We start from the raw sequence: 26129 nt of genomic DNA on the forward strand, positions 1-26129 counted from the left end.
CCGCTCCCACGACCCGGACGTGCGTATCTTGGCGTGGGAGCGGGCTTGCCCCGCGATGGGGTCAATCGAACGCGGCCTTGAGGAACGCCTGCATATCCTTCCACGAGCTTTCATCCGCCGCCTTGTCATAGCCGATATCCGGCCCGCCATGCCCGCCATGGCTCAAGCGGTCGGCATCGGGGTTGGTGAACCCGTGCTTGGCCCCCGGAATCCCGACGAACTTGTAGTCCGCCCCGGCCGCATCCATTTCTGCCTTGAACGCCGCCACCTGGTCCGGCGTGACCATGCTGTCGGCCTCGCCATGCTCCACCAGGATCTTCGCCCGGATCACCCCCGGCTTGGCCGGTGTCTGGGTCACCAGCGCGCCATGGAAGCTCACCACGGCATCGAGCTTCTCGCCCCGGCGCGCGGCGTCGAGCACCACCTTGCCACCAAAGCAGTAGCCCACGGCGGCCAGCTGGTGTTGCCGGGTGTTGGGCTGCAGTTTCAATAACTCCAGCCCCGCATCGAAGCGTTTGGCGGCCGCCTGTGGGTCCTTCATCGCCGCTGCCATGAATGCCTGGGCGTCGGTGGGGTGTTCGGTGTGCTTGCCATCGCCATACATGTCGATGGCCAGGGCGTTGTAGCCCAGCGCGGCGAGGTCACGGGCGCGGCGCTTGGCGTAGTCGTTCAGCCCCCACCATTCATGCACCACGACCACCCCTGGGCGCTTGCCGTCGAGGGCGTCGTCATAGGCGTAGTAGCCGATCAGGGCGGTGCCGTTGGCATCCTGGTAGCGGATCTCGCGTGTCTGCACCGCCGCCTGGGCGAGGGCGGTACTGCACAGCAGGGCCAACGCAAGCAGGTAACGCATGGTCAAAGCTCCTTCTTTCGACATCGGTCGGTTCGTTCAGCCGAGGTTCAGGCTGGGTTCAGCGGCGGTTCAGGGCGTCCTCCCTACTCTAGCCCCCAGACAGCAACAACGCATTCAACGGGAGTACCTGAACCATGAAAACCCTCAATACTTTGATCGCCGCCATGGCCGTTTGCGCCGCCGGCCTCGCCACCGCCGCCCAGGCCGACGACAACTTCGCCAGCCTGACTTACGGCCAGACCAGCGACAAGGTGCGCAAATCCGGCCTGCTGCAGCGCAACACCGACCACCTGAACGCCGACGGCATCATCGGCAAGGACGACACCTGGGGCGTGCGCGTGGGCAAGATCAACGACCAGGGCCGCTACTACATGACCTACGACAACGTCTCGGGCGACCACAGCGGCGTCAAGCTGCGCCAGGAAAACCTGCTCGGCAGCTACGACCTGTTCCTGCCGATCGGCGATACCACCAAGCTGTTCGGCGGCGGCAGCTTGGGCATGACCAAGCTGACCCAGGACTCGCCGGGCGCACGCCGCGACACCGACTACGGCTATGCCGTCGGCCTGCAGGCCGGCGTGATCCAGGAAGTGACCGACAACACCTCGGTGGAGCTGGGCTACCGTTACCTGCGCAGCAATGCCAGCACCGAGATCGGCAGCCACGGCGGGCCGAAAGATGGCACCCTGCGCCTGACCAGCAGCGCGCAGACATACCTGGCGGCTACCTACAAGTTCTGAGGTCGCTGTTATCCTGTACCGGCCTCTTCGCGGGTAAACCCGCTCCCACAGGTGGTGCACAACCCTGTAGGAGCGGGTTTACCCGCGAAGAGGCCGGCACAGGCATTCCCCATCGAAAGGAGATCCGCATGAAATTGCTGGTGGTCGAGGACGAGGCGCTGCTGCGTCATCACCTGTTCACGCGCCTGGGCGAAGGCGGGCACGTGGTCCAGGCGGTGGCCAACGCGGAGGAAGCCCTGTACCAGGCCGAGCAGTACAACCACGACCTGGCGGTGATCGACCTGGGTCTGCCGGGCATGAGCGGGCTGGACCTGATCCGCCAGTTGCGCAGCCTTGGCCAGACCTTCCCGATCCTGATTCTCACCGCCCGCGGCAACTGGCAGGACAAGGTCGAGGGCCTGGCCGCCGGGGCCGACGACTATGTGGTCAAACCCTTCCAGTTCGAAGAGCTCGAGGCACGCCTGAACGCCTTGCTGCGCCGCTCCAGCGGCTTCACCCAGTCGACCATCGCCGCCGGCCCCCTGGTGCTCGACCTCAACCGCAAGCAGGCCACTTTGGACGACGCGCCGCTGGCGCTGACCGCCTACGAGTACCGCATCCTCGAATACCTCATGCGCCATCACCAGCAGGTGGTGGCCAAGGACCGGCTGATGGAGCAGCTGTACCCGGATGACGAGGAGCGCGACCCCAATGTCATCGAGGTGCTGGTCGGCCGCCTGCGGCGCAAGCTCGAGGGGGACAACGGCTTCAAGCCGATCGACACCGTGCGTGGCCTGGGCTACCTGTTCACCGAGCGCTGCCGATGATCCGCTCGCTGCGCGTACGCCTGATGCTGGCGGCGGCGGTGCTGGCGCTGTTGTTCATGCTGGCGCTGCTGCCAGCCTTGCAGAAGGCCTTCAGCCTGGCGTTGCAGGAGTCGATCGAGCAGCGCCTGGCCTCTGACGTGACCACCCTGATTTCCGCGGCGCGAGTCGAGCATGGCCAGTTGCAGATGCCGGCCCTGTTGCCTGACGAGCGCTTCAACCTGCCGTACACCGGGCTGCTGGGTTACATCTTCGATCGCCAGGGCAAACTGGTGTGGCAATCGCGGGCCACGCGCAACCAGAACATCAACTACCTGCCGCGTTACGACGGGCGCGGCAACGAGTTCGCGCGCATCCACCAGACCGATGGCGAGGAGTTCTTCGTCTATGACGTGGAGGTCAAGCTGCTGGGGGGCAAGAGCGCGGCATTCAGCATCGTGGCGCTGCAACCGGTAAGCGAGTACCGCGCCACCCTGAGCGGTTTGCGCGAAAAGTTGTACCTGGGCTTCGGTGCGGCCCTGTTGGCGCTGATGGTGCTGCTCTGGGCCGGGCTGACCTGGGGCCTGCGCTCGTTGCGTCGGCTCAGCCGTGAGCTCGATGAAGTGGAGTCCGGCGCCCGCGACGGCCTGAGCCGCGAGCACCCGCGTGAGCTGCTGCGGCTGACCGGTTCGCTCAACCGCCTGTTGCGCAGCGAGCGTGAGCAACGCCAACGCTATCGCGATTCCCTTGACGACTTGGCCCACAGCCTGAAAACGCCCTTGGCGGTGTTGCAAGGCGTGGGCGAGGGCATGGCCCAGGGCAAGAGCGAGCCTGAGCAGGCGCGGGTGCTGCAAAGCCAGATCGACCGCATGAGCCAGCAGATCGACTACCAGTTGCAGCGCGCCAGCCTGCGCAAAAGTGGCCTGGTGCGGCACCAGGTCGAGCTCAAGCCGTTGCTCGACAGCCTGTGCAGCACCTTGGCCAAGGTCTATCGCGACAAACGCGTCGAGGTCAGTCTCGACTTGCCTGCCCAGGCACGGGTGCCGATGGAGCAGGGGGCGTTGCTCGAACTGCTCGGCAACCTGCTGGAGAACGCCTACCGGCTGTGCCTGGGGCAAGTGCGGGTGAGCCTGCGCGAGGTACCGGGGCGGTTGGACCTGTGGGTCGAAGACGATGGCCCGGGCGTGCCGCCTCACCAGCGCGAGCGCATTCTCGAGCGTGGCGAGCGGTTGGATCGCCAGCACCCGGGGCAGGGGATTGGCCTGGCGGTGGTCAAGGATATCATCGACAGCTATGACGCCGAGTTGAGCCTGGGGGATTCGGTGTTGGGCGGGGCCGCGTTCCGCATTTCTTTCCGTTTGGAATGACTCGCTGGTTTGCGCGGGTGCTTGTAGGAGCGGCTTCAGCCGCGATCATCCGCCAAGCGGATGCCAGGCACCGTGATGCCCGCATCGCGGCTAAAGCCGCTCCTACAGGGGGCGTGCAGTCAGGACAGGAGCATGCACCTCAGGCGGATTCCCGCCAACACATCTTGTACGATTTCCGCCATCGGGCGGAAAACCGCCATTCTTCTTGTAAGCCTTTGCCCCGTCCGAGGGCATACACACCCTGAAATCACTGGCCGTGCACCTCAAGCGGGCACTTTGGCATCGCCCTTGCTATTCACCTGGCAGAGGCCTGACCAGGCGCTCGACCACAACGACAAATCCCTCCGGGTGCAGGAGGGTTCGCGATTCAGGTGCCCCGACATCCTGGGAAGGATGCGCCGGCACACTTGAGGAAAAATGAGCCATGACGAAACGTCAGCCGCTGTACAAATCCCTGTATGTCCAGGTGTTGGTCGCCATCACCATCGGTATCCTGCTCGGCCACTACTACCCGGAGACTGGCGTCGCCCTCAAACCCCTGGGTGACGGCTTCGTCAAACTGATCAAGATGGTCATCGCGCCGATCATCTTCTGCACCGTGGTCAGCGGCATCGCCGGCATGCAGAGCATGAAGTCGGTCGGCAAGACCGGCGGCTACGCGCTGCTGTACTTCGAGATCGTTTCCACCATCGCCCTGATCATCGGCCTGGTCGTGGTCAACGTGGTCCAGCCGGGCGCCGGCATGCATGTCGACGTCAGCACCCTGAACGCCAGCAGCGTGGCCGCCTATGCCGCCGCCGGCGCGCAGCAGACCACCGTGGGCTTCCTGCTCAACGTCATCCCCAACACCGTGGTCGGCGCCTTCGCCAACGGCGACATCCTGCAGGTGCTGATGTTCTCGGTGCTGTTCGGCTTCGCCCTGCATCGTCTGGGCAGCTACGGCAAGCCGGTGCTGGACCTGATCGACCGCTTCGCCCATGTCATGTTCAACATCATCAACATGATCATGAAGCTGGCGCCGATCGGTGCCTTTGGTGCCATGGCCTTCACCATCGGCCAGTACGGCGTGGGCTCGCTGGTTCAGCTGGGCTACCTGATGGCCTGCTTCTACATCACCTGCATCCTGTTCGTTCTGGTGGTCCTGGGTGGCATCTGCCGCGCCCACGGTTTCAGCGTGATCAAGCTGATCCGCTACATCCGTGAAGAGCTGCTGATCGTGCTGGGCACCTCGTCCTCGGAATCGGCCTTGCCGCGCATGCTGGCCAAGATGGAGCGCCTGGGCGCGAAGAAGTCCGTGGTTGGCCTGGTGATTCCGACCGGCTACTCGTTCAACCTGGACGGTACCTCGATCTACCTGACCATGGCCGCGGTGTTCATCGCCCAGGCCACTGACACCACCATGGACATCACCCACCAGATCACCCTGCTGCTGGTGCTGCTGGTGGCCTCCAAAGGTGCTGCCGGCGTCACCGGTTCGGGCTTCATCGTGCTGGCCGCGACCCTGTCGGCCGTCGGCCACCTGCCGGTTGCCGGCCTGGCGCTGATCCTGGGTATCGACCGCTTCATGTCCGAAGCCCGCGCCCTGACCAACCTGATCGGCAACGCCGTGGCCACCGTGGTGGTGGCCAAGTGGGTCAAGGAACTGGACACCGACAAGCTGCAGGCGGAGCTGGCTTCCGGTGGTTCGCCGCTGGTCGACACCCGTCCGACCGACGACCTGGGTGTGGCAGAAGGCCCGGCGCGTTGATCGAACGCCTGTAGTACACAATAAAAAGCCCATCTTCGGATGGGCTTTTTATTGCGCAGATGCCCTGCATGCCAATGGGTACTTCTTAACCCTGTATATAAATAGTTACCGCATGCTGGCGGGCGGCGGACGTTAAATTGTGATCCTGCTGTGAGGGGCAGTGAAAGCACGATCCTTTCGCAGCGGGTCCAATTCACGCTGTACAGGAATAAAAGTAATGATCAAACCCAGTGATACAAAAGCCCAATCCAAGATGTTGCTCGAAGGTGGTAAAGGCAATGACCGCTTGGTCGGTGGAAACAAGGACGATCTGATCAGGGGGCATGCCGGGCACGATGAACTGGAAGGCGGCAAGGGCGATGACATTCTGCTCGGTGGCAAGGGTAGTGATGTGCTCGATGGCGGTGAGGGCGATGATTATCTGCACGGAGGGGATAGTGCCGATGTGCTCATCGGTGACACTGGCAAGGATGTCCTGGTGGGGGGCAAGGGCGATGACCTGCTCGAGGGTGGGCCGGGCGCCGATGTGCTGAGTGGTGGTCGAGGTGCCGACCTGTTCGTGTTCGCCAAATTGAGCGATATGGGCGTCGGTGGTCAGCGGGATATCGTCACCGACTTCAAGGGGGGAAAGGGTGATCGCATTGATCTACGTGGATTGGCAAAGTCCACTGGGCTTGCCGGTTTCACTTTTATCGGTGATGCAGCCTTCACCGAAGCGGGTCAGTTGCGTTTTGAAAATGAACTGCTGTCGGGCAATGTGCGGGGTAGCCACAAGGCGGATTTCGAGATTCAACTGGTTGGCGTTACATGTTTCAAGGCTGAGTATTTGATGCTCTGATGTCCCCGTCCAAAGATGACGCTGGCCGAGGGTGCAGCGGTGTTTACTCAACCCGGGTCTCGCCGCTGTACACCAGAATCTCCCGGCACCGCCGGCACAGGTAGCGCCGCCCCTGGCGCACCAGTTTGTGCCGCTGCGCGGTGAACGGGAAATCGCTCTGAGGGCACGGGCAACGGTAGATGTAGCGCGTCGCCACGCGCCGTTGCACCTCATAGTTGTGGCAGCGGTTCGGCGGCAGCTCATAGACCCCGCGCATGATCAGTTGCCACTCCTCGCCGTGGGCCTGGATCTTGTCACCAAACAGCTGGTGGGCCACCAGGTGCGCCACTTCATGGGCCACGGTCTGGCGCAGGAAATCGTCCTGGTTCTCGCGGTACAGCTGCAGGTTGAAGCGCAGCAGGTTCTCGTGCAGATGAGCGACGCCGGCCTTCTGGCCGCGCAGCCTGAAGCTGACCTGTGGGCGCGGGAAGGGGCGTTTGAAGAACATCTCGGCTTGCTGGTAACAGGTTTCGACGCGTTGTTTGAGCAGCTCGGGCATGGCGGGGTAATTCTCCTGACCGGGCATTATGCCGCAGGTGGCGAGCGGCTGCCGAGCCGCCGGTCAGGCACACGAAACGAAGCCGCCTTGCGGCGGCTTCGGGTGATGCCCCAGTGTTGGTTGGATCTGATTTTGATGCGTCAGTTGGTGTAGACGGGCCCCACGCCCAGTCCCCAGATGATCACGGTCGCGGCCATGATCGCCACCAGTACCACCAGGCCCACCGCCAGCACCGAACTGGAGAACAGGAAGCCTTCGTCCGACGGGATGTTCATGAACGTCGGCAAGCCGACATACAGCAGGTACACGGTGTAGCAGATGGCCGCCGTGCCGATCAGCATGCCCAGCCACAGGTGCGGGTACAGCGCCGCGAGACCGCCGATGAACAGCGGGGTGGCGGTGTAGGTGGCGAAGGCGATGCATTGCGCCATGCTTGGGTTGGCGTCGTAGGTGCGGGCCATCCAGTGGATGAAGGCGCCCATCACCGCTACTCCGGCGAGCATTGCCAGGTAGGACATGATGCTCATCCACAGGGCGCTTTCCATGGTCAGCATCACCGCTGGCCGGTCGCCGATCACCCAGCCGACCTGGGTGGTGCCGATGAACGCCGACACGGCGGGGATCGCCGCGAGGATCAGCGTGTGGGTCAGGTACATGTGGCTGATGCTTTCTTCCTCGCCACGAATCTCCCGCCACTCCTGGTCAGGGTGGGTAAACAGCCCTACAACGTGATGAATCATGCCGGTCACTCCTATCGTCGTTGCCAAACGCCCCCCAGATGGAGCGCTTGTGGCCCGAGGCCTGAACACCGATGCAAGCGGTCGTGTGGCCTTATGTCGCAGTATAGGAAGCGGATCCTGGCACAAACCCGGCTTTTTAGAGCAAATTGCGCTGTCAGGCCCGGTGCTGATTCCCTTGAAGTCTTTATCGGAATGCCCTACTGCACTGCCAGGTTTGTGCGTAAAATAGCCGGCTTTTGTCACACCTTGCGGATCCAAGCGCTATGGGCACCCTTTCGGTCAACCAGAACAAACTGCAAAAACGCCTGCGTCGTCTCGCCGGCGAAGCCATCACCGACTACAACATGATCGAGGATGGCGACAAGGTCATGGTCTGCCTGTCCGGCGGCAAGGACAGCTACACCATGCTCGACGTTCTGTTGCACTTGCAGAAGGTGGCGCCGATCAAGTTCGACATCGTCGCGGTGAACATGGACCAGAAGCAGCCGGGCTTCCCGGAGCATGTGCTGCCGGCGTATCTCAAAGAGCTGGGCGTCGAGTACCACATCGTCGAGAAGGACACCTACTCGGTGGTCAAGGAGCTGGTGCCCGAGGGCAAGACCACCTGCTCGCTGTGCTCGCGCCTGCGTCGCGGTACCTTGTACACCTTCGCTGACGAGATCGGCGCGACCAAGATGGCCCTGGGGCACCACCGCGATGACATCGTCGAGACGTTCTTCCTCAACATGTTCTTCAACGGCGCGCTCAAGGGCATGCCGCCGAAGCTGCGCGCCGACGACGGCCGCAACGTGGTGATCCGTCCGCTGGCCTACTGCAGCGAGAAGGATATCCAGGCCTATTCGGACATGAAGGAGTTCCCGATCATCCCGTGCAACCTGTGCGGTTCGCAGGAGAACCTGCAGCGCCAGGTGGTCAAGGATATGCTGGTGGAGTGGGAGCGCAAGCACCCGGGCCGTACCGAAAGCATCTTCCGCGCCCTGCAGAACGTCGCGCCGTCGCAACTGGCCGACCGCAACCTGTTCGACTTCACCAGCCTGAAGATCGACGAGAGCGCCACCCCGCGTTTCCTCGACGTGCTGAACATCTGACCGCATGCGCGATTATCAGTGGTTGCATGAGTACTGCCTGAACCGTTTCGGTTCGGCCCAGGCGCTGGAAACCTTTCTGCCGCAGCCGCGCACGCCCACGCAATTGCGCGATATCCCTGACGATCGTTACCTGTCGACGCTGGCCCTGCGCGTGTTTCGCGCCGGGCTCAAGCACAGCCTGGTGGATGCGAAGTGGCCGGCGTTCGAACAGGTGTTCTTCGGTTTCGACCCGGAGAAGGTGGTGCTGATGGGCGCCGAGCACCTGGAGCGACTGATGCACGACGAACGCATCATTCGCCACCTGGGCAAGCTCAAGAGCGTGCCGCGCAATGCGCAGATGGTGCTGGACGTGGCGAAGGAGGCGGGCAGTTTCGGCGCGTTCATCGCCGATTGGCCGGTGACCGATATCGTCGGTTTGTGGAAGTACCTGGCCAAGCACGGTAACCAGCTGGGCGGGTTGTCGGCGCCGCGGTTCCTGCGCATGGTCGGCAAGGATACCTTCATTCCCACCGATGACATGGCGGCGGCGCTGATCGCGCAGAAGATCATCGACAAGCCACCGACCAGCCAGCGTGACCTGGCGTTGGTGCAGCAGGCGTTCAACCAGTGGCATGCCGAGAGTGGTCGGCCGCTGTGCCAACTGTCGGTGATGCTGGCGCATACCGTCAATCATTGAGATAGGTGTCGCCCTCTTCGCGGGTAAACCCGCTCCCACAGGTACTGCGCTGTTTTCAGAGGCAGTGAAGATCCTGTGGGCGCGGGTTTACCCGCGAAGCATTCAACCCCCTTCGCCCGCCATACGCCGGTCGAACTGGAACCGCCAGCGCACGAACAGCAACCCGCTGACGAACAACCCCAGGCTTACCAGCACCTCCACCCAGCCGAACACCGCCCGCGCCGGGTCGAACGCCGCCAGCACGCCCTTGATGAAGTAGATGTTGACCACGAAGCAGGTCCAGGCATGCGCCCGGGCGCTGCCCATGAGCATGCCCGGCAGCAACAGCAGCAGGGGGATCAGCTCGATGGCCATGATCACCTCGACCCGCGCCCCGTGCAGGTCGGCGAACCACAGGTTGTTCACCACCAGCAGGGCGATCAGGCCGAAGAAGCAGGCCAGGCTCAGGGCGCGGGTGAAGCGCACGCGTGGTGCCAGCCAGTCCAGCGGCGGCAGTACCTTGGGCTTCCTAGCCACGTTGCCCCTCCAGGGCCTTGGCGGTGTTCGCCAGGCGTTGGCCAAGGGCACGGCACAGGGTGATCTCGTGGGCGTCCAGCTCGCGCTTGCCGTCGGCGCCGGCGTGGTGGCTGGCGCCATAGGGGGTGCCGCCGCCGCGGGTCTCGAGCAGTGCCGATTCGCTGTAGGGCAGGCCCATCACCAGCATGCCGTGGTGCATCAGCGGCAGCATCATTGACAGCAGGGTGGTCTCCTGGCCGCCGTGCAGGCTGGCGGTGGAGGTGAACACGCCGGCCGGCTTGCCCACCAGCTCGCCACCCAGCCACAGGCTGCTGGTGCCGTCGAGGAAGTACTTGAGGGGCGCGGCCATATTGCCGAAGCGGGTAGGGCTGCCCAGCACCAGGCCTGCGCAGTGGCGCAGGTCGTCGAGGGTGGCGTACAGCGCGCCGCTGGCCGGGATGTCCGGGGCCACGGCTTCGCATTCGGTGGAGATCGCCGGCACGGTGCGCAGGCGCGCCTCCAGGCCGGCCATCTCGACGCCACGGGCGATATGCCGGGCCATCTCGCTGGTCGAACCGTGGCGGCTGTAATACAGCACCAGGATGTAGGGTTCGCTCACGGCAGGATCTCCAGGACTTTCTCCGGTGGGCGGCCGACCACGGCCTTGTCACCGACAACGAGAATCGGACGTTCGATCAGCTTGGGGTGCTTGACCATGGCATCGATCAGCTGGGTGTCGGTCAGGGCTGGGTTGGCCAGGTCGAGGGTCTTGTATTCGTCTTCGCCGGTGCGCAGCAATTGGCGCGCGCCGATGCCCAGCTTGCCGAGCAGTTGCGCGAGGGTGGCGGCGTCGGGCGGGGTCTCGAGGTAGCGCACGATGGTCGGCGCCAGGCCGCGAGCCTCGAGCAGTTCCAGGGCGCCGCGGGATTTCGAGCAGCGCGGGTTATGATAGAGGGTCAGATCGGTCATGACGGGTCGCATCCAGCTGGGTGTGGCGGCTATTCTAACCGCAGCGACCGACTTCAATGCTTGAAAACTTCGAGAAGGATTGACCCATGGCAAGGCGTTTGGCAGCTGCACTGGCCATCACCGCGAGCCTGTTGCTCGGCGGCTGCGGTGCGGACTACGGCGTGGACCAGCACGGCAATACGGTAAAGGCCGAGCAGATCGACGGGCACTGGCTGGTGCTCAACTACTGGGCCGAATGGTGTGGCCCGTGCCGCACGGAGATCCCCGAACTCAATGCCGCTGCCAAGCAGTGGGAGGCCCAGGGCATCAAGGTGGTGGGGGTGAACTTCGACGGCCTGCAGGGGCCGGACCTGAAGACCGCCGCCGACACGCTGGGCATCGGTTTCACCGTGCTCGCCCAGGACCCGGCCGAACGCTATGAGCTGCCGCGCAGCGAGGCGTTGCCGGTGACCTACATCATCGACGACAAGGGCAAGGTGCGTGAGCAACTGATGGGCGAGCAGACGCTCGAAGGGCTGCAGGCGAAGATCAAGGCGCTCAAGGGCGGCGCCTGAAATCATTCGCGGTAGCGGATGATTTGTTGCCCGAGCCGGCCTCTTCGCGGGCTTGCCCGTGAAGAGGTCGGAACGGTCGAGGACGAACCTCAGCCTTCTTCAGGCCAGAAGCGCAAAGGCTTGCCTTCAACCGGCCAAAAGCGGATCTGCTCGATCGGCGACACATCCCAGCGTTGCACCGTTTCCAGCGCCTGCAGGAAGCGCTTCTCCTGGTCCATCAACGCGGGTGCACACAGCTTGCGGGTCTTGCCGACCTTGCCGAAGCTGATGCGCTCGCCCTCCAGCGTGTAGGGGGCGAACCAGTGGTTGCAGCCGGCGTTACCGTAGGCGCGGCCGTCATTGGCCAGGGTCAGCGTCAGGTGGCTGTAGTCGATCAGCGGGCGCTCCCCGATCCATTCCAGCACATAGCTCTGCTCCTGTTGCAGCTTCGAAGGCTCCGACGCACAGCCGGCCAGGGCCGCGGCGATCAGCGCGGTGGTCAGCAGCTGTTTCACTCAGGCACGCTCCCGGCACTGCGGGCACAGGTGTTTGTCACCCTGGCTGGTCCAACCCAGCTCCGCCACGCGGGCACTGGCGGCCGGAGCATGGCCTTTCTTGCCCAGCTTGGCGTCGACGGCGAACTCGAAGTCCAGCACCGCTTCGCAGCTGTCGCACTTGGCCTGCCAGTTGAGAATCTCCAGCTCGTTGAACACCGGGCCCTTGGCCACGGCGACCCACTGGCCGCGCGGGTTGATCAGGTGGCGCACGGTCTCGACGGTCAGGCGCATGGACAAGTCCTTGCTGCCCTTGAGGGTGACCAGGAGTACGTCGTCCTTCTGGATCGAGCCACCGTTGCCGGTGACCTGGTAGCGGCCCGGCACCAGTGCGCGGCACTCGATCAGGGTGTGTTGCGGGTTGAAAAGGGTGTAGCGGAAATCGTGTTCGACCATGGGTCCTCCAGAATTGCCGCGTATCCTAGCATCAACTTTCGACGATGTTCTGCGGATTGCCTGCCGCCCAGCGGTTGATGTTGTCGAGCGTGGTGCTGGCGATCGCATCGAGCGCCTCGCGGGTCAGGAACGCCTGGTGCGCGGTGACGATCACGTTGGGGAAGGTGAGCAGGCGTGCCAGCACGTCGTCCTGCAGCGGCAGGTCGGAGCGGTCCTCGAAGAACAGTTGCGCTTCCTCTTCATAGACATCCAGCCCCAGGTAACCGAGCTGGCCGCTCTTGAGCGCGTCGACCAGCGCCGGTGTGTCGACCAGCGCACCGCGGCCAGTGTTGATCAGCATGGCGCCGGGTTGCAGTTGGGCCAGGCTTTGGGCGTTGATCAGGTGGCGGGTGTGCTCGGTCAATGGGCAGTGCAGGCTGATGATCCGCGACTCGCGCAGCAGCTCGGGCAGTTCCAGGTAGCGGGCGCCCAGGGCCAGCAGTTCGGGGTTGGGATAGGGGTCGTAGGCCAGCAGCTGGCAGCCGAAACCGGCCATGATGCGGGCGAAGGCGGCGCCGATCTGGCCGGTGCCGATCACGCCGACGGTCTTGCCGTGCAGGTCGAAGCCGGTCAGCCCGTGCAGGGTGAAGTCGCCCTCGCGGGTGCGGTTGTAGGCGCGGTGCAGGCGGCGGTTGAGGGCCAGGATCAGCGCCACGGCGTGTTCGGCGACGGCGTGGGGCGAGTAGGCCGGCACCCGCGCCACGGCCAGGCCCAGGCGTTTGGCAGCAGCCAGGTCGACGTGGTTGTAGCCGGCGGAGCGCAGGGCGACCAGGCGCGTGCCGCCGGCGGCCAGGCGTTCGAGTACCGGGGCATCGAGCTCGTCGTTGATGAATGCACAGACCACTTCGAAGCCCTGGGCCAAGGGGGCCGTGTCGAGGGTCAGGCGGGTGGGTTGGAAGTGCAGGTCAAAGGTGCCGTTGGCGGCGCGTGTGAAGCTTTCCTGATCGTAGTGCTGGCTGCTGAACAACAGGGTGCGCATTGTCGACCTCCTCGAATCAAGGGATGCTAAACAGTCCGGGTGGATCGCCGAGCGAGATACCTGTGGGAGCGGGTTTACCCGCGAATGCGGCAGTGGCCCCACCACCGCATTCGCGGGTACACCCGTTCCCACAGAGCCTCCTCAAACCTGGCGATGTGAGCATCAAGCGCTCTGGCGCGCGTGTTCCGCAAGCCGGTCGATGGCCCGGTCCAGTTCGTCCAGCGCCACTTGCGCCTGGGGGCTGTCCTGCTTGAGCAGGGTCTCGCTGCGCTGGCAGGCTGCGCGCAACTGCGGCACGCCGCAATAGCGCGAGGCGCCATTGAGGCGGTGCACGCGTTCGATCATCGCGGTGCGGTCGGCTGCCTCGCGGGCCGCGCGGATGGCGTCGCGGTCCGACTCCAGCGACGCCAGCAGCATGGTCAGCATGTCCGCCGCCAGGTCCGGCTTGCCGGCGGCCAGGCGCAGGCCTTCCTCCGGGTCGAGCACTTTCAGTTCCGTGCTGTCGGCCGGGCGTTCGCTGGTACGCTCCGGTGGCGGCGCGCCCAGGCTCAGGCCGGTCCACTTCATGACCACCTGGGCCAGCTGCCGCTCGCTGATCGGCTTGGTCAGGTAGTCGTCCATGCCGCTGTGCAGCAGGGCGCGCTTTTCATTGGCCATGGCGTGGGCGGTGAGGGCGACAATCGGCAGCGGCTGGCCACGCTGGCTGCTTTCCCATTGGCGGATCTGTTCGGTGCAGGCACGGCCATCCATGCCGGGCATCTGCACGTCCATCAGCACCAGGTCGAAGGGCTCGTCCTGCACCGCCTGCACTGCCGCATAGCCGTTGTCCACCGCCAGCACTTCGGCGCCCATGCCTTCGAGCAAGGTCTGCACCAGCAGCAGGTTGGCGGGGTTATCGTCGACGCAGAGGATCTTTGGTACGCGCTGGCCGTTGCTGGGGCGTTGCTCGCCGGCGGGGCGACGTGGTTGGATCAGCTCGACCAGCAGCCGGCGCAGCTTGCGGGTGCAGGTCGGTTTGGCCAGCAACTGGCCGTGGGCGTTGGGCAGGTAGGGGTGGTAGAGCGGCTGTTCGGTGGTGGGGCAGAGCACCACGCATTGGCAACCCAGGCGCTCGAGCTGCTGGTGATACTGGCCGAGCTGTTCTGGCGCCAGGCTGCCCAGGTTGGCGCCGAGCACGGCGAACTCGAACGGCTGCCCGGCCTGTGCGGCGGCTTGCACGCCCTGCAGCATCTGGTCGTATGAGGCGAACAGGCTGACCGTCAGGCCGCAATCTTCGAGTTGGTGCTCCAGGGCCTGGCGGGCCAGGTCGTGGCCATCGACGATGGCCACACGGCGCCCCACCAGCACTTGCACAGGCTGCTCTTCGGCGTCGTCATGCGCCCGGGGCAGGTTGAGGCTGATCCAGAATTGCGAGCCCTCGCCGGGAGTGCTGTCGACCCCGATCTCGCCGCCCATCTGCTCGATCAGGCGCTTGGAGATCACCAGCCCCAGGCCAGTGCCGCCCGGCTGGCGCGACAGCGAGTTGTCGGCCTGGCTGAAGGCCTGGAACAGGGTGCGCACATCCTGGGGCGAGAGGCCGATGCCGGTGTCCTGCACGCTGATGCGCAGTTGCACGGTGTCTTCCTGGTCGTCCTCGAGCATGGCGCGCACGACGATGGTGCCTTCGCGGGTGAACTTGATGGCGTTGCTCACCAGGTTGGTGAGGATCTGCTTGAGCCGCAGCGGGTCGCCGACCAGCGACAGCGGGGTGTCGCGGTACACCAGGCTGAGCAGTTCCAGCTGTTTGGCGTGGGCGGCCGGGGCGAGGATGGTCAGGGTGTCCTGGATCAGGTCGCGCAGGTTGAACGGGATGCTGTCGAGCACCAGCTTGCCGGCCTCGATCTTGGAGAAGTCGAGGATTTCGTTGATGATCCCCAGCAGGTTGTCGGCGGACTTCTCGATGGTGCCGAGGTAGTCGAGCTGGCGAGGTGTGAGCTCGCTCTTCTGCAGCAGGTGGGTGAACCCAAGGATGCCGTTCAACGGCGTGCGGATCTCATGGCTCATGTTGGCCAGGAACTCGGACTTGATCCGGCTGGCCTCCAGGGCTTCCTTGCGCGCCATGTCCAGCTCGATGTTCTGGATTTCGATGGTCTCCAGGTTCTGGCGCACGTCCTCGGTGGCCTGGTCGATGCTGTGCTGCAGCTCTTCGTGGGCGCTGTGCAGGGTTTCGGCCATGCGGTTGATGCCGGCGGCCAGTTCGTCGAGCTCGTGGCTGCCCATGGCGGGCAGGCGTTCTTCCAGGTGGCCGTCCTTGAGCTGGTTGACCGTGTGCTTGATGCGGTTGATCGGGCCGTTGATGGTGCGGCTCATGCGCACGGCGAGCAGCGCCGTCAGGCTCAGGCAGACGATGATCAGCAGCAGGCTGGTGAACAGGTTGCGGTAGCCGCGCAGCAAGGTGCCGTCGTGGGACAGTTCGATCTCGACCCAGCCCAGCAGGCGTTCGGCTTCTGCCGGGACGGCGTCGGTGGCCAGGTCGCGGTGGTGGCCGAATACTGGCATCAGGTAGCGGGTGGCATCGTTGCCAGTGCGTTGCAGCAGTTGCGTGCCGGTGCCGCCGCTGGGCGGCTGGTTGAGCATGCTCGGGCCGGCGTGGGCCAGGCGTGCGCGGTCGGCGGCGAGGAAGGCCACGGCGCGCACATCGGTCTGCTCCAGCGCCTGGGCGGCGATGCGCTCCAGTTGCGCGGGCGCCTGGCGGGCCAGGGCCGGGGCGGCCAGTGGCGCCAGCTGTTCGGCGATCATCTTGCCGCGTTGCAGCAGTTGCGTGCGCAGTTCGTTCTGCTGCAGCCAGGTGAAATAGCTGCCGAGCACCAAGGCCATCAAGCTGGCGGGCAGCAGGGCGAGCAACAGCACGCGGCTGCGGATTCCCAAACGGTCGAGCACACCTATCTCCTGTCATGTGCTTAATGCGCTGTTGCGCTTCAGCGGGGAACGTTACTCCGCGCTTGATGGCAATGCACTTATTTGTATCTGTTTTTGTTTTCGGCGGCACTCGCCGTTTCCGTAGGCGCCAGCTTGCTGGCGAACCAATGCCCTGCATATTCAAGGAGGATGCCTTGCATCGTCAGCAAGCATGCGCCTGAAGGAGAAGTTGAATGCACTGGTCGTGGCCCGGTTGCCTTGGCCGGGTGGCATGCTCAATAATCGCGCAACTGAGAATAAATGACAGTTGCCAATGAATCCCGTAGCTATTCATGCCGCCAGTATCCTCGCCATAGAAGACGACCCTGTGCTCGGTGCCTACCTGCACGAGGAGCTGCAACGGGGCGGTTTCCAGGTGACCTGGTGCCGTAATGGTCTCGAAGGGCTGGAGGCAGCAGGGCGACAAGTGTTCGACCTGGTGCTGATGGATATTCTGCTGCCGGGGCTCAACGGTCTCGATGCGCTGGCCCGCCTGCGTCGGTACAGTGCCACGCCGGTCATCCTGATGTCGGCGCTGGGCGCGGAGGCGGACCGGATCTCCGGTTTCCAGCGTGGCGCCGATGATTACCTGCCCAAGCCTTTCAGCTTTACCGAGCTACGTGTGCGTATCGAGGCGATCCTGCGGCGGGTGGCCATCGAGCGCCGTCATCACGCGCCGCGCGAGTGCAACAGCGACACGCTGCATTTCGATGAGCAGCTCACCGACGTCAGCCTGGCCGGCGCCACGGCGGGGTTGACGCCCAGTGAGTTCCGCCTGCTCGAGCTGTTCCACCGCAGCCAGGACGAAGTGCTGAGCAAGCCCTTCCTCTATCAACAGGTACTGCAGCGCGGCTACTCGCGCCATGACCGCAGCCTGGACATGCATGTCAGCCAGATCCGTCGCAAGCTCAAGGCCATCGGCTACCATGAGCGGCAGATCCGCACGGTGTGGGGCAAAGGCTATGTGTTCGGCGCGGGCGAGGTGGACTGACGCGTGCTCGACCGCCATTCGCTGTTCTGGAAGCTGGCCATCCTGCTGGTGGGTTTCTGCCTGTTGATGATCGGCCTGAGCTACACCTGGGGGCGGCACATGGAAACCCAGAACGCCTTTCTCTCCGAACCCGCCCGGCACGTGTTGCGTGGCTATGCCGCCGAGGCCGAGCAGGCCTGGCGCACAGGTGGTCGCGAGGGCGTGGACCGCTGGCTGGCGGGCATGCGTCAGCGCGAGACCACCTGGCTGGGCGTGCTCGACGGCGATCTCCAGCCGTTGGGCAGTGCGGCACTGATGGGCGGCGAAGTGCAGCACCTGACCCGCCTGCGAGGGGTCGACTGGCCCATGAGCCGACGCACCATCGGCCAGCCTTGGCTGCGCTTGCCGTTCCCCCAGGCGCCGGAGCAAGGGATGCTGGTGATCGAGCTGCCCGAGCGCTTCAGCCCGGGGCAGTACCGTCTGTTCTGGCGGGTAATCACCAATGGCATCATTCCCGGGCTGTTCACCTTGCTGCTGTGTGTGGGCCTCTACCGCATGCTGATCGTGCCGCTCAACCAACTGCGCGAGCAGGCCAACGCCTGGCGCGCCGACCAGCTTTCGGCACGCCTCGACCCCCGTACCACCCAGCGCCAGGACGAGCTTGGCGAGCTGGCGCGGGCCTTCGACCAGATGGCTGAACGCCTGCAGGGGACCGTGGCGCTGCAACAGCAACTGCTGCGCGACATCTCCCACGAAATGCGCACTCCGCTCAGCCGGCTGCGCGTGGCCTGTGACGGCGAGACCGACCTGCAACGCCTGCGCGAGCGCTTGCACCGCGAGGTGGATGGCATGCAGCAACTGGTCGAGGACACCCTGCAACTGGCCTGGCAGGATGCCGAGCGGGCGCCGATGAACCTGGAGCCGATCCAGCTCCAGGCGTTGTGGGAGATGCTCAGCGAGAACGCCTGTTACGAAAGCGGCTGGGCGCGGGAGCGGTTGCGCTGTGAGTTGCCGGACGATTGCTGGGTGCAGGGCAACCTCAATCACCTGGCCCAGGCGTTGGAGAACATGTTGCGCAATGCCATCCGTCATTCGCCAGCCGGTGGCGAGGTGCGCTTGAGTGGGCGGCGTGAAGGCAGCTACTGGCGGCTCGACCTGGAAGATGAAGGTGGTGGCGTGGCCGAAGACGATCTGGAACGCATCTTCGCGCCGTTTTCACGGCTGGAGGGTTCCAGGCCCGGCGATGGTGGCTTCGGCCTGGGGTTGAGCATCGCCCGCAGCGCCATCCAGCGCCAGGGCGGCAGGGTGTGGGCGGTCAATGGCGAGCGCGGGTTGCGGGTGTGCATGCGCCTGGCGGCCGTGATGTAACGCGCAGACTGTAGGAGCGGCTTCAGCCGCGATGCAGGCAACGCGGTGCCAGGCACCCGCTTTGCGGGTGATCGCGGCTGAAGCCGCTCCTACAGGTGCCTCGGCGATATTGCTTATAGCCTCTCGCTATATCCTCCAACAATTGCGTGATATGGCCACGCAGGGTTTGCCGGTATGATAGTCACCCCTGCCGTCCGGATTGCGAAAACGCCCATGACCCTGCAGTACCCAACCATCGCCGACTGCGTCGGCCACACGCCTCTGGTTCGCCTGCAGCGCATGGCCGGGGCCACCAGCAACACCTTGCTGCTCAAGCTCGAAGGCAACAACCCGGCCGGCTCCGTCAAGGACCGCCCGGCGCTGTCGATGATCACCCGCGCCGAACTGCGCGGGCAGATCAAGCCTGGCGACACACTGATCGAAGCCACCTCCGGCAACACTGGCATTGCCCTGGCGATGGCGGCGGCGATCAAGGGCTACCAGATGATCCTGATCATGCCCGACAACTCCACCGCCGAACGCAAGGCGGCCATGACCGCCTACGGTGCCGAGCTGATCCTGGTCACGAAGGAAGAGGGCATGGAGGGCGCACGCGACCTGGCTGAAAAAATGCAGGCCGAAGGCCGCGGCCTGGTGCTCGATCAGTTCGCCAACGGCGACAACCCGATCGCCCACTACAACAGCACCGGCCCGGAAATCTGGCAGCAGACCCAGGGCACCATCACCCACTTCGTCAGCTCCATGGGCACCACCGGTACCATCATGGGGTGCTCGCAGTACTTGAAAGAGCAGAATCCGGCGGTGCAGATCGTCGGCCTGCAACCCATGGAAGGCTCGGCGATCCCGGGTATCCGCCGCTGGCCCCATGAATACCTGCCGAAGATCTTCGACGCGGCGCGTGTCGACCGCGTGATGGACATGTCCCAGCAGGAAGCCGAGGAAACCACTCGCCGCCTGGCCCGTGAAGAGGGCATCTTCTGCGGCGTGTCGTCCGGCGGTGCGGTGGCGGCGATGCTGCGCCTGTCCCGTGAAGTCGAGAACGCGGTGATGGTCGCCATCATCTGCGACCGCGGCGATCGCTACCTGTCCACCGGCCTGTTCGACCCGACCTGATGTCCAGAAAGAAAAGCAACGGCGGCCTGCGTTTCCAGCCGGCCGGTGGTAACCGCGCCACACAAATTCCGGTAGGCAAGAAGCAGCGCCTGCTGATCGAGCGCGTGGCCGGTGATGGTCGCGGCATCGCCTTCATCGAGGGGCGCACCTGGTTCGTCAGCGGCGCGCTGGGCGGCGAAGAGGTCGAGGCGCGGGTGCTGGGTGCCCGTGGCAAGGTGGTCGAAGCGCGCCTGGAGCGGGTGTTCCAGGCCAGCCCCGAGCGGCGCGAAGCGCCGTGCCGGCACTACGCGCGCTGCGGTGGCTGCAACCTCCAGCACCTGCCCCATGACGGCCAACTGGCGCTCAAGCAGCGTCTGCTCGCCGAACAGCTGCAGCGCGTTGCCGGCGTGCAGCCGGACGAATGGGCCGCGCCGCTGTGTGGGCCGGAGTTCGGTTACCGGCGGCGGGCGCGGGTGGCGGTGCGCTGGGATGTGAAACAACGTCGGCTTGACGTGGGTTTTCGTGCCGAAGCCAGCCAGGACATCGTCGCCATAGACGACTGCCCGGTACTGGTACAACCCTTGCAGGCAATCATGCGCCACCTGCCGACCGTGCTGCGCAGCTTGAGCAAGCCGCAGGCACTGGGGCATGTGGAGTTGTTCAGCGGCACTGCTGAAGCGGTACTGGTCCGGCACGTGGCAGCATTACCTGCTGAAGACCTGGCTCGCCTCGAGGCATTCTGTCGGGAAGCTGGTGCCCAGTTGTGGTTGCAGGGTGAAGGCGAGCCGGCGCCGGTGGATGCCGCGCAGACACTGGGTTTTGCCCTGGAGCCCTGGGGGATGGAGCTGGCCTGGCGGCCGGGCGACTTCGTCCAGGTCAATGCCCAGGTCAACACCTTGATGATCCAGCAAGCCCTGGCCTGGCTGGCGCCACAGGCCCACGAGCGGGTTCTGGACCTGTTCTGCGGTCTGGGCAACTTCGCCCTGCCGCTGGCCCGGCAGGCACGCGAAGTGGTGGCGGTGGAAGGCGTGCAGGCGATGGTCGAGCGTGCCGAAGCCAATGCCCACGGCAACAATGTGCATAACGCACGTTTTTTTCAGGCCGATTTATCGCAGCCTTTGGCGGGTGCCGGATGGGTCGCCGAAGGCTTTTCTGCGGTACTCTTGGATCCACCGCGCGACGGGGCCTACGAGGTGGTGCAAGGCATCGCCCGGCTCGGCGCGAAGCGGCTGGTCTATGTATCGTGCAACCCGGCCACGCTGGCGCGAGACACGCAGGTGCTGGTCGGGCAGGGGTACCGGTTAAAAAGGGCCGGGATTCTCGACATGTTTCCTCAGACGGCGCATGTCGAGGCCATGGCGTTATTCGAGGCGGGCTAGCCAGGCTGGCCCTCTTGGTGCCGCGTCCAGGGAGTGGAGGCGGCACAGGTGAAAGCCAGCGCACCTGCGTGGTGCGCTGTATGGGAAGGTAAAGCAAAGATGGTACAGGTGAGAGTGCACCAGCCGGTCAACAACGACGGCAGTATCAATCTCGAAGCATGGCTCGATCATGTGGTGAGCGTCGATTCGCAGCTCGATCGCGCGGCACTGAAGGGCGCCTGCGAATTCGCCCATGAGGTCGAGAAAAAGGGCAACCCGGCCAAGCATTCCTGGGCGGACGGGACGTCCAGTTTCCAGGCGGGCCTGGAGATCGCCGAGATCCTCGCGGACCTCAAGCTCGACCAGGACTCGCTGGTGGCCGCGGTCATCTACCGCTCGGTGCGCGAAGGCAAGGTGACCCTCGCCGAAGTCGGCCAGCGTTTCGGGCCAGTTGTCTCCAAGCTGATCGACGGCGTGCTGCGCATGGCCGCCATCAGTGCCAGCCTCAGCCCGCGCCAGTCACTGGTGCTGGGCTCCCAGGCGCAGGTCGAGAACCTGCGCAAGATGCTGGTGGCGATGGTGGACGACGTGCGCGTTGCGCTGATCAAGCTCGCCGAACGCACCTGCGCCATTCGTGCGGTGAAGGCCGCCGATGACGAGAAGCGCCTGCGCGTGGCTCGCGAAGTCTTCGATATCTATGCGCCGCTGGCACACCGATTGGGTATCGGCCATATCAAGTGGGAACTCGAGGACCTGTCGTTCCGCTACCTCGAGCCCGACCAGTACAAGCAGATCGCCAAGCTGCTGCACGAACGGCGGCTGGACCGCGAGCGCTTCATCAGCGATGTGATGAACCAATTGCAGAACGAGCTGCTGGCCACCGGCGTCAATGCCGACATCAGCGGCCGGGCGAAACACATCTATTCGATCTGGCGCAAGATGCAGCGCAAGGGCCTGGAATTCAGCCAGATCTACGACGTGCGCGCGGTGCGCGTGCTGGTACCGGAGGTGCGCGACTGTTACACCGCGCTGGGCATCGTGCACACCCTCTGGCGGCACATCCCCAAGGAATTCGACGACTACATCGCCAACCCCAAGGAGAACGGCTACCGCTCGCTGCACACCGCAGTGATCGGCCCCGAGGGCAAGGTGCTGGAGGTGCAGATTCGCACCCACTCGATGCACGAGGAAGCCGAGCTGGGCGTCTGCGCCCACTGGCGTTACAAGGGCACCGACGTCAAGCCCAGCTCCAACCACTACGAGGAGAAAATCTCCTGGTTGCGCCAGGTGCTCGAGTGGCATGAAGAGTTGGGCGATATTGGCGGCTTGGCTGAACAATTGCGGGTCGATATCGAACCGGACCGGGTCTATGTGTTCACCCCGGACGGCCATGCCATCGACCTGCCCAAAGGCGCCACGCCGCTGGACTTCGCCTACCGCGTGCACACCGAGATCGGCCACAACTGCCGTGGCGCCAAGATCAACGGGCGCATCGTGCCGCTCAACTACAGCCTGCAAACTGGCGAGCAGGTGGAGATCATCACCAGCAAGCACGGCAGCCCGAGCCGCGACTGGCTGAACTCCAACCTCGGTTATGTCACCACCTCGCGGGCGCGAGCCAAGATCGTTCACTGGTTCAAGTTGCAGGCCCGCGACCAGAACGTCGCCGCCGGCAAGACCCTGATCGAGCGCGAGCTGAGCCGCCTGGGCCTGCCCCAGGTGGACTTCGAGCGCCTGGCGGAGAAGGCCAACGTCAAGACCGCCGAGGACATGTTCGCCGCCCTGGGCGCGGGCGACCTGCGTCTGGCGCACATGGTCAATGCCGCCCAGCAGTTGCTCGAGCCCGAGCGCATCGAGCCGGTCGAGCTGATTCCGCGCCAGGCCCGGGGCATCCGCGCCGGCAAGCGCAGTGATATCCAGATCCAGGGTGTCGGCAATCTTCTCACGCAGATGGCCGGCTGCTGCCAGCCGCTGCCGGGCGACGCCATCGTCGGTTATATCACCCAAGGCCGTGGCGTGAGCATTCACCGCCAGGACTGCGCCTCGGTGCTGCAACTGGCGGGCAAGGAGCCGGAGCGGATGATCCAGGTCAGCTGGGGACCGATCCCGGTGCAAACGTATCCGGTGGATATCGTCATCCGTGCCTACGATCGCCCGGGGCTGCTGCGCGACGTGTCGCAGGTGCTGCTCAACGAGAAGATCAACGTGCTGGCGGTCAACACCCGCTCGAACAAGGAAGACAACACTGCGCTGATGTCCCTGACCATCGAGATCCCCGGTCTGGATGCCCTTGGGCGTTTGCTGGGGCGGATCTCGCAGTTGCCGAACATCATCGAGACACGGCGTAACCGCACCCCTTGATACCGAGGTGGCCTCTTCGCGGGTAAACCCGCTCCTACAGGATTGCGCGGTATTTGTAGGAGCGGGTTTACCCGCGAAGAGGCCTCTGCCGAAGGACCTGCCCAACAATGACCTACACCCTTGAAGACCTGCTGCACCTCATGGCCCGCCTGCGCGACCCGCAGCACGGCTGCCCATGGGACTTGAAGCAGGACTACGCCAGCATCGTCCAGCACACTATCGAAGAAGCCTACGAAGTTGCCGACACCATCGAACGCGGCGATTTCGAGCATTTGCAGGGTGAGCTGGGCGACTTGCTGTTTCAGGTGGTCTACTACAGCCAGCTGGCCCGGGAAGAGGGGCGTTTCGAGTTCACCGGCGTGGTCGATGCGATCACCCGCAAGCTGATCCGCCGCCACCCCCATGTCTTCCCCACGGGCGATCTCTACGCGCCCCTGGACACCCCCGCGCTGAGCGAGGCCCAGGTCAAGTCGCGCTGGGAAGAAATCAAGGCCGAGGAGCGCGCCGAGAAGAGCGAACCCGAGCAGTTGTCGCTGCTCGATGATGTTCCCGCCGCGCTGCCGGCCCTGTCTCGCGCCGCCAAGTTGCAGAAGCGCGCGGCCACGGTCGGTTTCGACTGGCCCGAGGCGCTGCCGGTGCTGGACAAGGTGCGTGAAGAACTTGATGAAGTCTTGCAAGCCATGGCCGATGGCGACAGCGACGCGCTGGAGGACGAGCTGGGCGACCTGCTGTTCGCCACCGTCAACCTCGCCCGGCACCTCAAGCACGACCCGGAAAACGCCCTGCGTCGAGCCAATCGCAAGTTCGAGCGGCGTTTGCGTTTTATCGAACAGGCATTGCGCGAGCAGGGCCTGTCCATCCAAGATCGTACCCTCGACGAGCTGGACGCCCTCTGGGGCGAGGCCAAGCGTCAGGAAAAGAACCTGCCCAGCTGCGGCTGAGCTGATGCATAAGTGAGTGAACACCGATGAGCCTTTCCCTTCGCGACCAATTGCTCAAAGCCGGTCTGGTCAACCAGAAACAGGTTTCTCAGACCAACAAGGCTGAGAAGAAACAGAAACGCCTGGAGCACAAAGGCCAGGTCGAGGTGGACGACAGCCAGCAGCGCTTGGCCAAGGAAGCCATGGCCGAGAAAGCTAAAAAGGATCAGGAATTGAACCGCCAGGTCCAGGAAAAGGCCGAGCAGAAGGCCCGTGCCGCGCAGATCAAGCAATTGATCGAAGCGACCCGCCTGCCCAAGCTGACCACCGAGGACTACTACAACTTCGTCGATGACAAGAAGGTCAAGCGCATCGCCGTCAACGCCCTGATGCGCAGCAAGCTGAGCAATGGCGCGCTGGCGATCGTCGCCCATGGCGGCGGCTACGAGGTGATTCCGCGCGAGGCGGCGGTGAAGATCCAGGAGCGCGACCCTAACCGCATCCTGCTGCTCAACACCCACGTTGAGGAAGCGGACGAAGATGATCCGTACGCCGCCTACAAGATCCCTGACGATCTGATGTGGTAAGCACGAAAAACCCCGCCTTGGCGGGGTTTTTCATTTCAAGACGGGATCATGGCGAAGGGCGTTGGTTCTCGAGGTGCTCGAGCTCCATACGGTACTGGTGAGCCTGTTGTTCGTTGTGGAACATCCCGACCAGTTGGCCTTGCTGATGCACGTCCCAGATCCGCAGGCCAGCGGCCTGGCCTTCGTGGGACATTTTCGATTCGTCGCGTTCGGTTACTTGGACTGTCATCGTCAAACTCCACTGCTTGGTTGGCTGCGGCACTCTGTCGCAGGCCTTCTTTATAGAATTTGTTAGCAGGCTAAGTAAATAAAACGGCGATGAAACAAGTTTCATGTAGGAGCGGCTTCAGCCGCGATGCAGGCGCTGCGGTGGGTGGCACCCGCTTTGCGGGTGATCGCGGCTGAAGCCGCTCCTACAGGCGGTGGCGTTGGCCTGAAAAAAGAAACCCCGCACAAGGCGGGGCTTCGGGTATTGCCGGCGGCGGTATCAGTTGCCCTTGACCGCCTTGCCATCGACCGTGCCATCCTGCAGCACGATCACGTACTCCTTGCCATCGGTCTCGACCTGGCGCAGTTGCACCAGCAGGTAGTCCCAGTCCTTGGCGAACCACAGCTCGGTGATGCGCTTGCTCTGGCTCGGGTCGCGCACGCGCTCGACCTTGATCGCCTCGACCTGGCCAGCCTTGGTGGCGACTTTTTCGCTGCCCAGGACGCGGAAGTCATAGGTGTCGATCTCGTCACCGTCGACCACCTGATAGGTCATGCTCTTCTTGCCCGCTGCTACATCGTGCTGCAGGGCCAGTTGATACGACGACTTGTCCAGCACGCCACGGTTGAGCGGCAGGCTGATGGCATCGCCGCGGTCGCTGCCGGTGACTTTCTTGCCGGTCCAGTCAAAGCTCAGGTCGACTTTCTTCGCCTTGCCCAGGCCACCGCGCTCGAAGTGATACTTCTGCGGCAGCAGGGTGTCGTTGTCGAGCTTCAGCGTGCTTTGCTCGGTCAGGCTGGCAATCATCATGGAGGCCTTGAAGTTCAGGTCCCATGTACCGTTGGCGTTCTTGACCAGGCTGCGTTCGGCGGTACCGCTCATGGGCAGTTGCTTCCAGTCGGCGGTGTAGCTGGCCGCGAACGGCTTCAGGTCAGCTGCCTGGAGCGGCAGGGCAAGCACGGCGAGAGCCAAGAGCAGGGCGCGACGCATAAGT

General features: G+C 64.3%; 27 protein-coding genes. 15 read left to right on the plus strand and 12 right to left on the minus strand.

The window, feature by feature from the left end; all coding sequences use genetic code 11:
* Nucleotides 1-61: 61 nt before the first annotated feature.
* Nucleotides 62-853: a dienelactone hydrolase family protein gene (locus JYG34_RS06295; protein WP_213659923.1), complete on the minus strand. Its 792-nt coding sequence runs from the start codon at nucleotides 851-853 to the stop codon at nucleotides 62-64.
* Nucleotides 854-987: 134 nt separating this feature from the next.
* Between JYG34_RS06295 and JYG34_RS06300 the strand changes: the two genes are divergently transcribed.
* From JYG34_RS06300 to JYG34_RS06320, 5 genes are all read left to right on the plus strand, one after another.
* On the plus strand, nucleotides 988-1593 hold the full coding sequence (locus JYG34_RS06300) for an outer membrane protein (RefSeq protein ID WP_213659924.1): 606 nt from the start codon (nucleotides 988-990) through the stop codon (nucleotides 1591-1593).
* Between the two features lie 128 nt (nucleotides 1594-1721).
* Nucleotides 1722-2399, plus strand: coding sequence for a response regulator (locus JYG34_RS06305; RefSeq protein WP_011532638.1), 678 nt, complete (start codon nucleotides 1722-1724; stop codon nucleotides 2397-2399).
* Complete coding sequence (locus JYG34_RS06310; RefSeq protein WP_213659925.1) at nucleotides 2396-3742, plus strand: ATP-binding protein; 1347 nt, start codon at nucleotides 2396-2398, stop codon at nucleotides 3740-3742. The genes JYG34_RS06305 and JYG34_RS06310 overlap by 4 nt, the downstream gene beginning before the upstream one ends.
* Nucleotides 3743-4166: 424 nt before the next feature.
* On the plus strand, nucleotides 4167-5489 hold the full coding sequence (locus tag JYG34_RS06315; protein ID WP_213659926.1) for a dicarboxylate/amino acid:cation symporter: 1323 nt from the start codon (nucleotides 4167-4169) through the stop codon (nucleotides 5487-5489).
* A gap of 217 nt (nucleotides 5490-5706) precedes the next feature.
* Nucleotides 5707-6327, plus strand: a complete 621-nt coding sequence (locus tag JYG34_RS06320; RefSeq protein WP_213659927.1) for a calcium-binding protein — start codon at nucleotides 5707-5709, stop codon at nucleotides 6325-6327.
* Nucleotides 6328-6370: 43 nt separating this feature from the next.
* Here the strand turns inward: JYG34_RS06320 and JYG34_RS06325 are convergent, their stop codons facing one another.
* On the minus strand, nucleotides 6371-6865 hold the full coding sequence (locus JYG34_RS06325) for a SprT family zinc-dependent metalloprotease (protein WP_213659928.1): 495 nt from the start codon (nucleotides 6863-6865) through the stop codon (nucleotides 6371-6373).
* A gap of 140 nt (nucleotides 6866-7005) precedes the next feature.
* Nucleotides 7006-7605 carry a Yip1 family protein gene (locus tag JYG34_RS06330; RefSeq protein ID WP_011532642.1) on the minus strand — a complete coding sequence of 200 codons (600 nt, stop codon included), beginning with the start codon at nucleotides 7603-7605 and terminating at the stop codon, nucleotides 7006-7008.
* Between the two features lie 263 nt (nucleotides 7606-7868).
* On the opposite strand from JYG34_RS06330, the gene ttcA reads away from it, so the two are divergent.
* Both ttcA and JYG34_RS06340 read left to right on the plus strand, forming a co-directional pair.
* Complete coding sequence (ttcA, locus tag JYG34_RS06335; RefSeq protein ID WP_011532643.1) at nucleotides 7869-8693, plus strand: tRNA 2-thiocytidine(32) synthetase TtcA; 825 nt, start codon at nucleotides 7869-7871, stop codon at nucleotides 8691-8693.
* 4 nt (nucleotides 8694-8697) lie between these two features.
* Nucleotides 8698-9369, plus strand: coding sequence for a DNA-3-methyladenine glycosylase I (locus JYG34_RS06340; protein ID WP_213659929.1), 672 nt, complete (start codon nucleotides 8698-8700; stop codon nucleotides 9367-9369).
* A 102-nt stretch (nucleotides 9370-9471) separates the two neighbouring features.
* On the opposite strand, the gene JYG34_RS06345 is transcribed toward JYG34_RS06340, so the two are convergent.
* From JYG34_RS06345 to arsC, 3 genes are read right to left on the minus strand one after another with little or no spacing between them, the layout of a single operon-like run.
* Nucleotides 9472-9885 (minus strand): DUF2069 domain-containing protein, encoded by a 414-nt coding sequence (locus tag JYG34_RS06345; RefSeq protein WP_213659930.1) that lies wholly within the window; start codon nucleotides 9883-9885, stop codon nucleotides 9472-9474.
* Nucleotides 9878-10483, minus strand: coding sequence for an NAD(P)H:quinone oxidoreductase (wrbA, locus tag JYG34_RS06350; RefSeq protein ID WP_213659931.1), 606 nt, complete (start codon nucleotides 10481-10483; stop codon nucleotides 9878-9880). Before wrbA ends, JYG34_RS06345 begins: the two co-directional genes overlap by 8 nt.
* Entirely contained in the window at nucleotides 10480-10833 is a 354-nt protein-coding gene (gene arsC, locus JYG34_RS06355; protein WP_213659932.1) for an arsenate reductase (glutaredoxin), read from the minus strand. Before arsC ends, wrbA begins: the two co-directional genes overlap by 4 nt.
* A gap of 86 nt (nucleotides 10834-10919) precedes the next feature.
* On the opposite strand from arsC, the gene JYG34_RS06360 reads away from it, so the two are divergent.
* Entirely contained in the window at nucleotides 10920-11387 is a 468-nt protein-coding gene (locus JYG34_RS06360; protein WP_011532648.1) for a TlpA disulfide reductase family protein, read from the plus strand.
* Between the two features lie 89 nt (nucleotides 11388-11476).
* On the opposite strand, the gene JYG34_RS06365 is transcribed toward JYG34_RS06360, so the two are convergent.
* The 4 genes from JYG34_RS06365 to JYG34_RS06380 all read right to left on the minus strand — a co-directional run bounded on the left by JYG34_RS06365 (nucleotide 11477) and on the right by JYG34_RS06380 (nucleotide 16253).
* Nucleotides 11477-11881 (minus strand): META domain-containing protein, encoded by a 405-nt coding sequence (locus JYG34_RS06365; RefSeq protein ID WP_213659933.1) that lies wholly within the window; start codon nucleotides 11879-11881, stop codon nucleotides 11477-11479.
* A complete protein-coding gene (locus JYG34_RS06370; RefSeq protein ID WP_213659934.1) occupies nucleotides 11882-12316 on the minus strand; it encodes a hypothetical protein in 435 nt (144 codons plus the stop codon). It abuts the gene before it with no gap.
* Between the two features lie 31 nt (nucleotides 12317-12347).
* The gene (locus JYG34_RS06375; RefSeq protein WP_213659935.1) at nucleotides 12348-13334 is read right to left on the minus strand and encodes a 2-hydroxyacid dehydrogenase; all 987 of its coding nucleotides are present in this window, start codon (nucleotides 13332-13334) and stop codon (nucleotides 12348-12350) included.
* 162 nt (nucleotides 13335-13496) lie between these two features.
* On the minus strand, nucleotides 13497-16253 hold the full coding sequence (locus JYG34_RS06380; RefSeq protein ID WP_213659936.1) for a response regulator: 2757 nt from the start codon (nucleotides 16251-16253) through the stop codon (nucleotides 13497-13499).
* 292 nt (nucleotides 16254-16545) lie between these two features.
* Between JYG34_RS06380 and JYG34_RS06385 the strand changes: the two genes are divergently transcribed.
* The 7 genes from JYG34_RS06385 (at nucleotide 16546) to JYG34_RS06415 (ending at nucleotide 24927) form a co-directional block, all read left to right on the plus strand.
* Nucleotides 16546-17262 carry a response regulator transcription factor gene (locus JYG34_RS06385; RefSeq protein WP_213659937.1) on the plus strand — a complete coding sequence of 239 codons (717 nt, stop codon included), beginning with the start codon at nucleotides 16546-16548 and terminating at the stop codon, nucleotides 17260-17262.
* Between the two features lie 3 nt (nucleotides 17263-17265).
* Nucleotides 17266-18609: a sensor histidine kinase gene (locus tag JYG34_RS06390; RefSeq protein WP_213659938.1), complete on the plus strand. Its 1344-nt coding sequence runs from the start codon at nucleotides 17266-17268 to the stop codon at nucleotides 18607-18609.
* A gap of 213 nt (nucleotides 18610-18822) precedes the next feature.
* The gene (gene cysM, locus JYG34_RS06395; protein ID WP_011532655.1) at nucleotides 18823-19722 is read left to right on the plus strand and encodes a cysteine synthase CysM; all 900 of its coding nucleotides are present in this window, start codon (nucleotides 18823-18825) and stop codon (nucleotides 19720-19722) included.
* Nucleotides 19722-21080 carry a 23S rRNA (uracil(1939)-C(5))-methyltransferase RlmD gene (gene rlmD, locus JYG34_RS06400; RefSeq protein ID WP_213659939.1) on the plus strand — a complete coding sequence of 453 codons (1359 nt, stop codon included), beginning with the start codon at nucleotides 19722-19724 and terminating at the stop codon, nucleotides 21078-21080. Before cysM ends, rlmD begins: the two co-directional genes overlap by 1 nt.
* Before the next feature lie 99 nt (nucleotides 21081-21179).
* Nucleotides 21180-23420 carry a GTP diphosphokinase gene (gene relA / locus JYG34_RS06405; RefSeq protein ID WP_213659940.1) on the plus strand — a complete coding sequence of 747 codons (2241 nt, stop codon included), beginning with the start codon at nucleotides 21180-21182 and terminating at the stop codon, nucleotides 23418-23420.
* A 107-nt stretch (nucleotides 23421-23527) separates the two neighbouring features.
* Nucleotides 23528-24361, plus strand: a complete 834-nt coding sequence (gene mazG / locus JYG34_RS06410; protein ID WP_213659941.1) for a nucleoside triphosphate pyrophosphohydrolase — start codon at nucleotides 23528-23530, stop codon at nucleotides 24359-24361.
* Nucleotides 24362-24387: 26 nt separating this feature from the next.
* Entirely contained in the window at nucleotides 24388-24927 is a 540-nt protein-coding gene (locus tag JYG34_RS06415; protein WP_213659942.1) for a DUF2058 domain-containing protein, read from the plus strand.
* 46 nt (nucleotides 24928-24973) lie between these two features.
* On the opposite strand, the gene JYG34_RS06420 is transcribed toward JYG34_RS06415, so the two are convergent.
* A complete protein-coding gene (locus tag JYG34_RS06420) occupies nucleotides 24974-25156 on the minus strand; it encodes a hypothetical protein (protein ID WP_213659943.1) in 183 nt (60 codons plus the stop codon).
* A gap of 258 nt (nucleotides 25157-25414) precedes the next feature.
* On the minus strand, nucleotides 25415-26125 hold the full coding sequence (locus JYG34_RS06425; RefSeq protein WP_213659944.1) for a DUF3108 domain-containing protein: 711 nt from the start codon (nucleotides 26123-26125) through the stop codon (nucleotides 25415-25417).
* Between the last annotated feature and the right edge of the window lie 4 nt (nucleotides 26126-26129).

The sequence above is a fragment of the Pseudomonas entomophila genome (genome assembly GCF_018417595.1).
Classification (GTDB): Bacteria; Pseudomonadota; Gammaproteobacteria; order Pseudomonadales; family Pseudomonadaceae; genus Aquipseudomonas; species Aquipseudomonas entomophila_C.